This window comes from Chromobacterium sphagni (assembly GCF_001855575.1).
Classification (GTDB): domain Bacteria; phylum Pseudomonadota; class Gammaproteobacteria; order Burkholderiales; family Chromobacteriaceae; genus Chromobacterium; species Chromobacterium sphagni.
This window is the reverse complement of sequence record NZ_MKCS01000001.1, coordinates 1,939,551-1,951,722: the sequence shown is the minus strand read 5'-3', so window position 1 is coordinate 1,951,722 and position 12,172 is coordinate 1,939,551. Positions and strand designations below refer to the sequence as shown.

The 12,172-nt window shown below is 60.2% G+C and carries 8 protein-coding genes and 1 tRNA gene; all 9 read right to left on the bottom strand.

Annotation, left to right across the window (positions count from 1 at the left end; genetic code table 11):
* Positions 1-14: 14 nt before the first annotated feature.
* On the bottom strand, positions 15-485 hold the full coding sequence (gene rpsG / locus BI347_RS09230) for a 30S ribosomal protein S7 (protein WP_071114278.1): 471 nt from the start codon (positions 483-485) through the stop codon (positions 15-17).
* Positions 486-595: 110 nt separating this feature from the next.
* On the bottom strand, positions 596-967 hold the full coding sequence (rpsL, locus tag BI347_RS09225; protein WP_011137738.1) for a 30S ribosomal protein S12: 372 nt from the start codon (positions 965-967) through the stop codon (positions 596-598).
* Positions 968-1,132: 165 nt separating this feature from the next.
* Positions 1,133-5,329: a DNA-directed RNA polymerase subunit beta' gene (gene rpoC, locus BI347_RS09220; protein ID WP_071114277.1), complete on the bottom strand. Its 4,197-nt coding sequence runs from the start codon at positions 5,327-5,329 to the stop codon at positions 1,133-1,135.
* A 56-nt stretch (positions 5,330-5,385) separates the two neighbouring features.
* Positions 5,386-9,561 carry a DNA-directed RNA polymerase subunit beta gene (gene rpoB, locus BI347_RS09215; protein ID WP_071114276.1) on the bottom strand — a complete coding sequence of 1,392 codons (4,176 nt, stop codon included), beginning with the start codon at positions 9,559-9,561 and terminating at the stop codon, positions 5,386-5,388.
* A gap of 154 nt (positions 9,562-9,715) precedes the next feature.
* A complete protein-coding gene (rplL, locus tag BI347_RS09210) occupies positions 9,716-10,084 on the bottom strand; it encodes a 50S ribosomal protein L7/L12 (RefSeq protein WP_071114275.1) in 369 nt (122 codons plus the stop codon).
* A 36-nt stretch (positions 10,085-10,120) separates the two neighbouring features.
* Positions 10,121-10,618 carry a 50S ribosomal protein L10 gene (rplJ, locus tag BI347_RS09205; protein WP_071114274.1) on the bottom strand — a complete coding sequence of 166 codons (498 nt, stop codon included), beginning with the start codon at positions 10,616-10,618 and terminating at the stop codon, positions 10,121-10,123.
* Positions 10,619-10,705: 87 nt separating this feature from the next.
* Positions 10,706-10,780 (bottom strand) — tRNA-Thr (locus BI347_RS09200).
* 178 nt (positions 10,781-10,958) lie between these two features.
* Complete coding sequence (rplA, locus tag BI347_RS09195; protein WP_071115754.1) at positions 10,959-11,654, bottom strand: 50S ribosomal protein L1; 696 nt, start codon at positions 11,652-11,654, stop codon at positions 10,959-10,961.
* The gene (gene rplK, locus BI347_RS09190) at positions 11,655-12,086 is read right to left on the bottom strand and encodes a 50S ribosomal protein L11 (protein WP_043575242.1); all 432 of its coding nucleotides are present in this window, start codon (positions 12,084-12,086) and stop codon (positions 11,655-11,657) included.
* Between the last annotated feature and the right edge of the window lie 86 nt (positions 12,087-12,172).

Here is a 12,172-nt window from a genome sequence, read left to right as displayed (position 1 = left end):
ATGAGTGGGTGAGCTTAGAAGCGGAAGTGCGAGAAGGCCTTGTTGGCTTCTGCCATGCGGTGCACTTCGTCACGCTTCTTCATCGCGCCGCCACGGCCTTCGGCCGCGTCGAGCAGTTCACCAGCCAGGCGCAGGTCCATGGACTTTTCACCGCGCTTGCGCGCGGCGTCGCGCAGCCAACGCATGGCCAGGGCCATACGACGCGACGGACGTACTTCAACAGGAACTTGATAGTTTGCACCACCTACGCGGCGGCTTTTCACTTCTACTACCGGCTTAGCGTTGGTCAGTGCTGCGTTGAACACTTCCAGGGCGTTTTTGCCGGATTTCTTTTCGATCTGTTCCAGAGCGCCGTAGATGATGCGTTCAGCAACAGACTTCTTGCCGTCGATCATTACGACGTTCATGAATTTGGAGAGATCCTGCGAACCGAACTTCGGATCCGGCAGAATTTCACGCTTGGGGACTTCTCTGCGTCTTGGCATGTTACTTCCTTAAATTATTCAGTTGAGCTTTGGCTCATGACTACCCAATGGAGCAGTCACTTACTAGACGACCATTACGAAACGCTCAGGCCGCCATGAGACCTTCCCAATTACTTGGGACGCTTGGCGCCGTACTTGGAACGGGCTTGCTTACGGTCTTTAACACCGGCGGTATCCAGGGAACCGCGCACGGTGTGGTAACGCACACCCGGCAAGTCTTTTACACGACCGCCACGGATCAGCACTACGGAGTGTTCCTGCAGGTTGTGGCCTTCACCACCGATGTAGGAGATCACTTCGAAACCGTTGGTCAGACGTACCTTGCACACTTTACGCAGAGCCGAGTTCGGCTTCTTCGGAGTGGTGGTGTAGACACGGGTGCACACGCCACGCTTCTGCGGGCAGGCTTCCAGCGCAGGCACCTTGCTCTTCGCCGTGATGGCGACGCGGCCCTTGCGAACGAGTTGGTTAATGGTTGGCATTACTATCAGTTCCTAGTTGATTCTTCCTGAAGACAACATGCCTCCAGAAAGGACGGAGGATTATATTTTAGTCAATGGCCCAGAGTCAATGAAAACAACGCTGCCCTATCACGTTAACCGTTGATAGGGCAGCGTTTTTTCAACACTTAAGGTCTAGGACCGGTGTCAGTCGTCGTTTTCCAATGCGGTGTTCAGCATGCCTGCTTCGAACAGCTGCGATTCGGCAGCGTCCAGACCCAGGTGTTGGCGACGGCGGGTGCGATGGTAGGCGAGACCGGTGCCGGCCGGGATCAGACGGCCGACGATCACGTTTTCCTTCAGACCGCGCAGATCGTCTTTCTTGCCCATGATCGCCGCTTCGGTCAGCACGCGGGTGGTTTCCTGGAAGGAAGCCGCCGAGATGAACGAGTCGGTGGACAAGGACGCCTTGGTGATGCCCAGCAGCACGTTTTCGTACTGCGCCGGCTCCTTGCCTTCCGCCATCATCTTGTCGTTCATTTCCAGCACTTCGGCACGTTCCACCTGCTCGCCCTGGATGAACTCGGTGTCGCCGCTGTCGGAGATCACGACGCGACGCAGCATCTGGCGAATGATCACCTCGATGTGCTTGTCGTTAATCTTCACGCCCTGCAGACGATAAACTTCCTGAACTTCCTGGACGATGTAGCGGGCCAGCGCCTCGATGCCCTGCAGACGCAGGATGTCGTGCGGATCGACCGGACCGTCGACGATGGATTCGCCGCGGTTCACCACCTGGCCGTCATGGACCAGCACGTGCTTGTCCTTCGGGATCAGGTTTTCGTAGCCGCTGCCTTCCAGATCGGTGATGATCAGGCGCTGCTTGCCCTTGGTGTCCTTGCCGAACGAAACGGTACCAGTCACCTCGGCCAGCATGCCGGCATCCTTCGGCGAACGGGCTTCGAACAGCTCGGCCACGCGCGGCAGACCACCGGTAATATCGCGGGTCTTGGACGATTCTTGCGGGATGCGGGCCAGCACTTCGCCCTTGCCCACGTCCTGACCGTCGCGCACCGTGATGATGGCGCCAACCTGGAATGTGATCGATACCGACGCGTCGGAACCGGCCAGCTTCACTTCGTTGCCGTTGTCGTCGAGCAGCTTCACCAACGGACGCAGCATCTTCGACTGCGAACCGGCGCGGCGTTTCGGGTCGATCACCACCAGCGTCGACAGGCCGGTCACTTCGTCGGTCTGCTTGGCTACGGTGTTGCCCTCTTCCACGTTCTCGAACTTCACGCGGCCCGCGTACTCGGTGATGATCGGACGGGTGTGCGGATCCCAGGTGGCCAGCACCGTGCCCGCCTTGATCAGCAGACCGTCGGTGACCATCAGGGTCGCGCCGTACGGCACCTTGTGACGCTCGCGCTCGCGGCCCATGTCGTCATGGATCACCACTTCGCCGGAGCGGGTGATCACGATCAGCTCGCCCTTGGTGTTGGCGACATAACGCATCTGGCTGGAGAAGCGCACGGTACCGTTCGACTTGCCTTCCACCTGGCTGGCGGCTGCGTTTCGCGACGCGGCGCCACCGATGTGGAAGGTACGCATGGTCAGCTGGGTGCCCGGCTCGCCGATCGACTGGGCGGCGATCACGCCGACAGCCTCGCCGGCGTTGACGCGCTTGCCGCGCGCCAGATCGCGACCATAGCACTTGGCGCACAGACCGTAGCGGGTGTCGCAAGTGATGGCGGTACGCACCTTCACTTCGTCGATGCCCAGGCTGTCGATCGAGTCGACCATCTGCTCGTCCAGCAGCGTAGCGGCTTCGATCACGGTTTCGCCGGTGGACGGATCCACCACGTCTACCGCGGTCACGCGGCCCAGAATGCGGTCGCGCAGCGCTTCGATCACGTCACCGCCCTGCAGCACCGCCTTCATGGTGAAGCCGTTGGTGGTGCCGCAATCGTCCTCGATCACCACCAGATCCTGGGTCACGTCGACCAGACGACGCGTCAGGTAACCGGAGTTCGCGGTCTTCAACGCCGTATCCGCCAGACCCTTACGGGCGCCGTGGGTGGAGATGAAGTACTGCAGTACCGTCAGGCCTTCGCGGAAGTTGGCGGTAATCGGCGTTTCGATAATCGAACCGTCCGGTTTCGCCATCAGGCCCCGCATGCCGGCCAGCTGCTTGATCTGCGCCGCGGAACCCCGCGCGCCGGAGTCGGCCATCATGTAAATCGAGTTGAAGGATTCCTGGTCGACTTCCTTGCCGTCGCGATCCAGCACGCGCTGCTTGGACAATTCGTCCATCATCGCCTTGGCGATCTTGTCGCCCGTGCGGCCCCAGATATCCACAACCTTGTTGTAACGCTCGCCCTGAGTCACCAGACCCTGGCGATACTGCTCTTCGATCTCTTTGACTTCCTTGTTGGCTTCGCCAAGCAGTTCGGTCTTTTTCTTCGGGATCTGCATGTCGTCCACGCAGATGGAAATACCGCCGCGGGTCGAGTAGGCGAAACCGGTGTACATCAGCTGGTCGGCGAAGATGACCGTGTCGCGGATGCCGCAACGACGGAACGAAACGTTGATCAGTTTCGAGATTTCCTTCTTCTTCAGCGCCTTGTTGATGTGCTCGAACGGCAGGCCCTTCGGCAGGATGTCGGACAGGATCGCGCGGCCGACGGTGGTGTCGTAGCGCTTGATCACCGGCTGGAACTCGCCCTGCTCGTCCTTTTCCCATTCCTTCAGGCGGACGGTGATGCGGGTGGCCAGTTCAACCTGGCGGGTTTCGTAAGCGCGATGCACTTCCTTGGTGTCCGCAAACACCATGCCCTCGCCCTTGCCGTTCACCTTGTCGCGGGTCATGTAATACAGACCCAGCACGATATCCTGCGACGGCACGATGATAGGCTCGCCGTTGGCCGGGGACAGCACGTTGTTGGTGGCCAGCATCAGGGTGCGGGCTTCCATCTGCGCCTCCAGGCTCAGCGGAACGTGTACGGCCATCTGGTCGCCGTCGAAGTCGGCGTTGAACGCCGCGCAGACCAGCGGATGCAGCTGAATGGCCTTGCCTTCGATCAGTACCGGTTCGAACGCCTGGATGCCCAGACGGTGCAGGGTCGGCGCGCGGTTCAGCAGCACCGGATGCTCGCGGATCACGTCTTCCAGGATGTCCCAGACTTCCGGCACTTCCTGTTCGACCAGCTTCTTGGCCGCCTTGATGGTGGAGGCCAGGCCCATCACTTCCAGCTTGTGGAAGATGAAAGGCTTGAACAGCTCCAGCGCCATTTTCTTCGGCAGGCCGCACTGATGCAGACGCAGGGTCGGGCCGACGGTAATCACCGAACGACCGGAGTAGTCGACGCGCTTACCCAGCAAGTTCTGACGGAAACGGCCGCCCTTGCCCTTGATCATGTCGGCCAGCGACTTCAGCGGACGCTTGTTGGCGCCAGTCATCGCCTTGCCGCGACGGCCGTTGTCCAGCAGCGAGTCAACCGATTCCTGCAGCATGCGCTTCTCGTTGCGCACGATGATGTCCGGCGCGCGCAGTTCCAGCAGGCGCTTCAGACGGTTGTTACGGTTGATAACGCGACGGTACAGGTCGTTCAGGTCGGAGGTCGCGAAGCGGCCGCCGTCCAGCGGCACCAGCGGGCGCAGCTCCGGCGGCAGCACCGGCAGCACGTCCAGGATCATCCATTCCGGCTTCATGCCGGAGCGCTGGAAGGCCTCCAGCACTTTCAGGCGCTTGGAGATCTTCTTGATCTTGGTGTCGGAGCTGGTGGCCTTCAGTTCAGCGCGCAGCGTTTCGATCTCGCTGTCCAGATCCAGCTTCTTCAGCAGTTCCTTCACCGCTTCGGCGCCCATCATGGCGACGAACTCTTCACCGTACTGATCTTCCTTGTCCAGGAAGTCCTCTTCGGTCAGCAGCTGGCGGTACTGCATCGGGGTCATGCCCGGATCGGTCACGACGAACGCTTCGAAGTACAGCACGCGTTCGATGTCGCGCAGCGTCATGTCCAGCACCATGCCCAGACGCGACGGGAGCGACTTCAGGAACCAGATGTGCGCGGTCGGGCTGGCCAGTTCGATGTGGCCCATGCGCTCGCGGCGCACCTTGGACAGCGTCACTTCGACGCCGCACTTCTCGCAGATCACGCCGCGGTGCTTGAGGCGCTTGTACTTGCCGCACAGGCACTCGTAGTCCTTCACCGGTCCGAAGATGCGCGCGCAGAACAGGCCGTCGCGCTCCGGTTTGAAGGTGCGGTAGTTGATGGTTTCAGGTTTCTTTACTTCACCATAAGACCAGGAACGGATCTTGTCAGGCGAGGCGATGCCGATCTTAATCGCATCAAACTCTTCTTCTTGCGTAACTTGCTTAAAGAGGTCGAGCAGAGCTTTCATTGCGTCTCCAGTCAGGGGACAGGCGCGGCCTCAAACTGCCGCGCCCATGCACCCAATCAATAACGTTCCAGGTCGATATCCAGGCCGAGCGAACGGATTTCCTTCACCAGCACGTTGAAGGATTCCGGCATGCCGGCATCGATCTTGTGCTCGCCCTTGACGATGTTTTCGTAGACCTTGGTACGGCCGGTCACATCGTCCGACTTCACGGTCAGCATTTCCTGCAGCGTGTAGGCGGCGCCATAGGCTTCCAGCGCCCACACCTCCATCTCACCGAAACGCTGGCCGCCGAACTGCGCCTTACCGCCCAGCGGCTGCTGGGTCACCAGCGAGTACGGGCCGGTGGAACGGGCGTGCATCTTGTCGTCGACCAGGTGATGCAGCTTCAGGTAGTGCATCACGCCCACGGTCACCTTGCGGTCGAAGGCTTCGCCGGAGCGGCCGTCGTGCAGGGTCATCTGGGTCTTGGACTCGTTGAAGCCCATCTTCTCGGTCAGCTCGTCGCCGCTCGGGTAGGCCAGATCCAGCATGTGCTTGATCTCGGCTTCTTTCGCGCCGTCGAATACCGGTGTAGCAAAAGTCATGCCCTTGCGCAGGTTTTGCGCCAGTTCCAGCACTTCGCCGTCGGACAGCGACGCCAGGTCCTCGCTACGGCCGGTTTCGTTGTACAGGCGCTCCAGGTAGCCACGGATCTCGGCAGCGGTCTGCTGTTCCTTGATCATGCGGTCGACGCGCTCGCCTATGCCCTTGGCGGCCCAACCCAGATGCACTTCCAGGATCTGGCCGATGTTCATACGCGACGGTACGCCCAGCGGGTTCAGCACGATGTCGACCGGACGGCCATCGCCCATGTACGGCATGTCTTCGATCGGCAGGATGCGCGAAACCACGCCCTTGTTGCCGTGACGACCGGCCATCTTGTCGCCGGCCTGCAGGCGGCGCTTCACCGCCAGGTAGACCTTGACCATCTTCTGCACGCCCGGCGGCAGCTCGTCGCCCTGGGTCAGCTTGCGCTTCTTGTCTTCGAACTTGAGGTCGAATTCTTCGCGCTTCTGCGCCAGGCTTTCCTTGATCAACTCCAGCTGCTTGGCGATGTCTTCATCGCTCATGCGGATGTCGAACCAATCGTGCTTGGTCGGCAGGCCGGCCAGGTATTCCTGATCGATCACGGTGCCCTTGACCAGGCGCTTCGGACCGCCGTTGGCGATCTTGCCGACAATCAGGCGCTCGATACGGCTGAAGGCGTCGTTGTCGAAAATCCGCAGCTGGTCGTTCAGGTCTAGGCGATAGCGCTTCAGTTCCGAATCGATGATGGACTGGGCGCGCTTGTCGCGCTCGATGCCTTCGCGGGTGAACACCTGCACATCGATGACGGTGCCGACGGTGCCGGTCGGCACGCGCAGCGAGGTGTCCTTCACGTCGGAGGCCTTTTCGCCGAAGATCGCGCGCAGCAGCTTCTCTTCCGGCGTCAGCTGGGTTTCGCCCTTAGGCGTCACCTTGCCCACCAGCACGTCGCCAGCCTCGACTTCGGCGCCGATGTAGACGATACCGGCTTCATCCAGACGGCCTGCCATGCGTTCGGACAGGTTCGGGATATCGCGGGTGATTTCTTCCGGTCCCAGCTTGGTGTCGCGGGCAACCACGGACAGTTCTTCGATATGGATCGAGGTGTAGCGGTCTTCGGCGACCAGCTTCTCCGAGATCAGGATCGAGTCCTCGTAGTTGTAGCCGTTCCACGGCATGAAAGCGATGGTCATGTTCTGGCCCAGCGCCAGTTCGCCCAGGTCGGTAGACGCGCCATCAGCCACCACGTCGCCGCGCGCGATGTGGTCGCCCACTTTCACGATCGGACGCTGGTTGATGTTGGTGTTCTGGTTGGAACGGGTGAACTTGGTCAGGTTGTAGATATCCACACCCACCTCGCCCGCAGTCGCTTCCTCGTCGTTGACGCGGACCACCACGCGGCCGGCGTCGACGTAATCCACCACGCCGCCGCGTCGGGCCACCACGGTGGTGCCGGAGTCAACGGCTACGGAACGCTCGATGCCGGTGCCGACGAACGCTTTTTCCGGACGCAGGCAAGGCACTGCCTGGCGTTGCATGTTGGCGCCCATCAATGCGCGGTTGGCGTCATCGTGCTCCAGGAACGGAATCAGCGAAGCCGCCACCGACACCACCTGACCGGTGGCCACGTCCATGTACTGCACGCGGTCCGGAGTCGCCAGAATGGTTTCGCCCTTTTCGCGGCAGGTCACCAGCTCGTCGATCAGCGCGCCGTCTTCGCTCAGCTCGGCGTTGGCCTGAGCGATCACGTAGCGGCCTTCTTCGATCGCCGACAGGTAGTCGATCTCGTTGGTTACCTTGCTGTCCACCACCTTGCGGTACGGGGTTTCCAGGAAACCGAACTCGTTGGTGCGCGCGTAAACGGACAGCGAGTTGATCAGGCCGATGTTCGGGCCTTCCGGCGTTTCGATCGGGCACACGCGGCCGTAATGGGTCGGGTGCACGTCGCGCACTTCAAAGCCTGCGCGCTCGCGGGTCAGACCGCCCGGACCCAGCGCCGATACGCGGCGCTTGTGAGTGATTTCCGACAGCGGGTTGGTCTGGTCCATGAACTGCGACAGCTGCGAGGAACCGAAGAATTCCTTGATCGCGGCGGAAACCGGCTTGGCGTTGATCAGATCGTGCGGCATCAGGTTGTCGGACTCGGCCTGATTCAGGCGTTCCTTCACTGCGCGCTCGACGCGCACCAGGCCGGCGCGGAACTGGTTTTCGGCCAGTTCGCCCACCGAGCGCACCCGGCGGTTGCCCAGGTGATCGATGTCGTCCACTTCGCCGCGGCCGTTGCGCAGCTCGGTCAGGATGGCGATGACGGAAACGATGTCTTCAGTCGACAGCGTGCCTTCCATCACGTCGCGGCGGCCGGCGAACTTGTCGCCGATCAGCGACTTGAACCACTCCGGGGTCTTGTCGTCGAACTTGTACTGATAGGTGCGCGAGCTGAACTTCATGCGGCCCACGCGCGACAGATCGTAGGTTTCCTCGCTGAAGAACAGGCGCTGGAACAGCGCTTCCACCGCATCTTCGGTCGGCGGCTCGCCAGGACGCATCATGCGGTAGATCGCCACGCGCGCCTGCAGCTGGTCCTGGATGTCGTCGGAACGCAGGGTCTGCGAAATGTAGGCGCCCTGGTCCAGATCGTTGGTGAACAGCACGTCCACCTGGTCGATGTCGGCCAGCGCCAGCTTGGCCAGCACTTCCTCGGTCACTTCCTCGTTGGCGCGCGAGATCACTTCACCGGTGTTGGTGTTGACCACGTTGTGCGCCAGCATCTTGCCCAACAGCGCGTCGGCCGGCACTTCGATGCGGTCGAGCTCGGCGGTCTGGATGTCGCGGATGTGCTTCGCGGTGATCCGCTTGTCCTTGGCCACGATCAGCTTGCCGTCTGCGGCAACGATGTCGAACTTGGCCACTTCGCCCTTCAGACGGTCCGGCACCACGCGCATGAACACGCCGTTGCGGGTCAGGTAGAAGGTGTCGAAGCTGTAGAACTCGGACAGGATCTCTTCGTTGCTGTAGCCCAGCGCCTTCAGCAGAATGGTCACCGGCATCTTGCGGCGACGGTCGATACGGAAGTACAGCAGGTCCTTCGGATCGAATTCGAAGTCCAGCCAGGAGCCGCGGTAAGGAATCACGCGGGCGGAGAACAGCAGCTTGCCCGAGGAATGGGTCTTGCCGCGGTCGTGCTCGAAGAACACGCCCGGCGAACGGTGCAGCTGGGAGACGATGACACGCTCGGTGCCATTGATGATGAAAGACCCGTTGGTGGTCATGAGCGGAATCTCGCCCATGTACACCTCATTCTCGCGCACTTCCTTCACTACCGGCTTGGACGATTCCTTGTCGAAAATCGTCAGACGGATGCGGGCGCGCAGCGGGGCGGCGAAAGTGATGCCACGCAGCTGGCACTCCTGCACGTCGAACGGCGGTTCGCCCAGGATATAGTGGGCGAAGTCCAGTCGTGCGTAACCATTATGGCTGATGATCGGGAAGATCGACTTGAACGCAGCCTGAAGACCCACATCCTTGCGCTCATCCAGCGGCACACCCAGCTGGAGAAATTCGGTGTAGGAATCAATCTGGGTCGCCAACAGGAATGGGACGTCGAGAACACTGGCACGTTTCGCAAAGCTCTTACGAATACGCTTCTTCTCAGTAAACGAATAACTCATAGAGTCTCCATCGAGGTGGGTGGCGCAAGAAACTAAAAGTCAGCAGCCACGCCAAGTATATTGCTGGCTTTTACCTTCTTCGTTTCCGCCAACTACAAGCGCAATAAGGCTGGCGGATTTCTCCGCCAGCCTCACCTTCTTTTTTCAAAGAAGATTATTTGACTTCAGCCTTAGCACCAGCTTCGATCAGTTGCTTGGCAACGTCGTCGGCTTCAGCCTTGGACACGCCTTCCTTCACGTTCTTCGGAGCGCCGTCTACCAGGTCTTTGGCTTCTTTCAGGCCCAGACCGGTGATTGCGCGAACAACCTTGATCACGCCAACCTTGTTGTCGCCAGCGGCGGTCAGAACGACGTCGAACTCGGTCTTTTCTTCAACAGCAGCAGCAGCGCCGGCCGGGCCAGCAACAGCTACAGCAGCGGCGGAAACGCCGAACTTCTCTTCGAACGCCTTAACCAGGTCGTTCAGTTCCATCACGGTCAGACCAGCAACGGCCTCGAGGATGTCTTCTTTGGTGATTGCCATGTGAAAATCTCCTGAATTCTATAAGAATCAAATAAGTTAAGCGGCTTCGGCTTGCTTCTTGTCGGACAGGGCGGCCAGCGCGCGGGCGAAGCCAGCGACCGGAGCCTGCATAACGTAGAGAAGCTTGGACAGCAGTTCTTCGCGGCTCGGGATGGACGCCAGCTCAGCAACCTGAGCAGCGGACAGCACCTTGCCTTCGTAGGAACCTGCCTTCACGACGATCTTGTCGTCAGCCTTGGCAAATTGATGCAGCACCTTGGCAGCAGCAACCGGGTCAGCGGAAATCGCGTAGACCAGCGGACCAACCATCTGGTCAGCCAAGCCTTCGAACGCGGTACCGGACACGGCACGACGCACCAGCGTGTTCTTCAGAACGCGCAGGAACACGCCGTTAGCTCGCGCCTGAGCGCGGAGCTTGGTCATGCTGCTTACCTCGATGCCCCGATATTCAGCGATAACGAGGGTCTGAGCGCCTGCCAGTTCGGCAGAAACTGCTTCGACGACCGCCTTTTTATCTTCGATATTGAGACTCAAGGTCTACCTCCTAGACTGAAATGAAATGGAAAAAATTTCCATCTCGCTTTGCAGCGGCGACCTGTATCAGGAGACATCATAAAGAACTGGTGCTCATGGGCGGAATTGAACCGCCGACCTCTCCCTTACCAAGGGAGTGCTCTACCCCTGAGCTACATGAGCTTTGAACTTTTCAGAAGCCTGTTCGGGTACACCATCTGCGTAGGATGCTGGCCTCAGTAACAAGCAAGCCTGCTATTAAGCCTTGCGGCACCTACGGTCTTTGACAATCCGGCAGGCGAACCTGCCAGCCCAAAGCCTTGACGGGGCGGCGAACCGCCCCATCGCGACTCCGCAACGCTTAGGCGTTTACGGAGCCGGTATCTACGCGAGCGCCGACACCCATGGTGCTGGATACGGCGATCTTTTTCAGATACACGCCCTTGGAAGCTGCCGGCTTGGCTTTCACCAGGGCATCAACCAGAGCGGACAAATTTTCGCGCAGCGCTTCAACTTCGAACGAAGCACGGCCAATGGTGGCGTGGATGATACCAGCCTTGTCGGTACGGTACTGAACCTGGCCGGCCTTGGCGTTCTTCACGGCCTCGGCGACGTTCGGGGTAACCGTGCCAACCTTCGGGTTCGGCATCAGGCCGCGCGGGCCCAGAATCTGACCCAGCTGACCGACAACGCGCATCGCATCCGGCGAAGCAATCACGACGTCAAAGTCCAGATTGCCGGCCTTGACTTGCTCGGCCAGGTCTTCGAAACCTACGACTTCAGCGCCGGCAGCCTTGGCGGCTTCGGCGTTGGCGCCTTGAGCAAACACAGCGACGCGCACGGACTTGCCGGTGCCACGCGGCAGAACCACCGAGCCACGAACCACCTGGTCGGACTTACGCGGATCCACGCCCAGGTTCACGGCGACGTCGATCGACTCGTCGAACTTGGCGGTGGCTGCGGTCTTGACCAGGGCGATCGCCTCTTCAACAGCGTACAGCTTGTTGCGATCAACGGTAGCCTTCAGGGCTTGCAAGCGCTTGGAGATCTTAGCCATTTACACGCCCTCCACTTCCAGACCCATCGAACGGGCGGAGCCGGCGATGGTGCGAACAGCGGCGTCCAGATCACCAGCCGTCAGATCCGGCTGCTTGGTCTTGGCGATTTCTTCCAGCTGAGCGCGGGTCACTTTGCCCACCTTGTCCACGTGCGCCTTGGCGGAACCGGACTTGATGCCAGCAGCCTTCTTCAGAAGGATGGTGGCCGGCGGGGTCTTCATGATGAAGGTGAACGACTTGTCTGCGTAGGCAGTGATCACAACCGGAATCGGCAGACCCGGCTCAACGCCTTGAGTCTGAGCGTTGAACGCCTTGCAGAATTCCATGATGTTCAGACCACGCTGACCCAGTGCCGGACCGATCGGAGGAGACGGGTTAGCCTTGCCAGCGGGCACTTGCAGCTTGATATAGCCGACAATTTTCTTTGCCACGATTAAAACTCCTAAAACGGGTGTAACGCGAACGGCAGCGTTCGCTTCCCAGGACGAAAGCGCAGAATTTTACACGCCTTCGCCAA

Excerpts from the sequence above, each read along its gene's own strand:
- rpsG (WP_071114278.1), bottom strand. The coding sequence starts at position 485 with ATGCCAAGACGCAGAGAAGTCCCCAAGCGTGAAATTCTGCCGGATCCG.
- rpsL (WP_011137738.1), bottom strand. The coding sequence starts at position 967 with ATGCCAACCATTAACCAACTCGTTCGCAAGGGCCGCGTCGCCATCACG.
- rpoC (WP_071114277.1), bottom strand. The coding sequence starts at position 5,329 with ATGAAAGCTCTGCTCGACCTCTTTAAGCAAGTTACGCAAGAAGAAGAG.
- rpoB (WP_071114276.1), bottom strand. The coding sequence starts at position 9,561 with ATGAGTTATTCGTTTACTGAGAAGAAGCGTATTCGTAAGAGCTTTGCG.
- rplL (WP_071114275.1), bottom strand. The coding sequence starts at position 10,084 with ATGGCAATCACCAAAGAAGACATCCTCGAGGCCGTTGCTGGTCTGACC.
- rplA (WP_071115754.1), bottom strand. The coding sequence starts at position 11,654 with ATGGCTAAGATCTCCAAGCGCTTGCAAGCCCTGAAGGCTACCGTTGAT.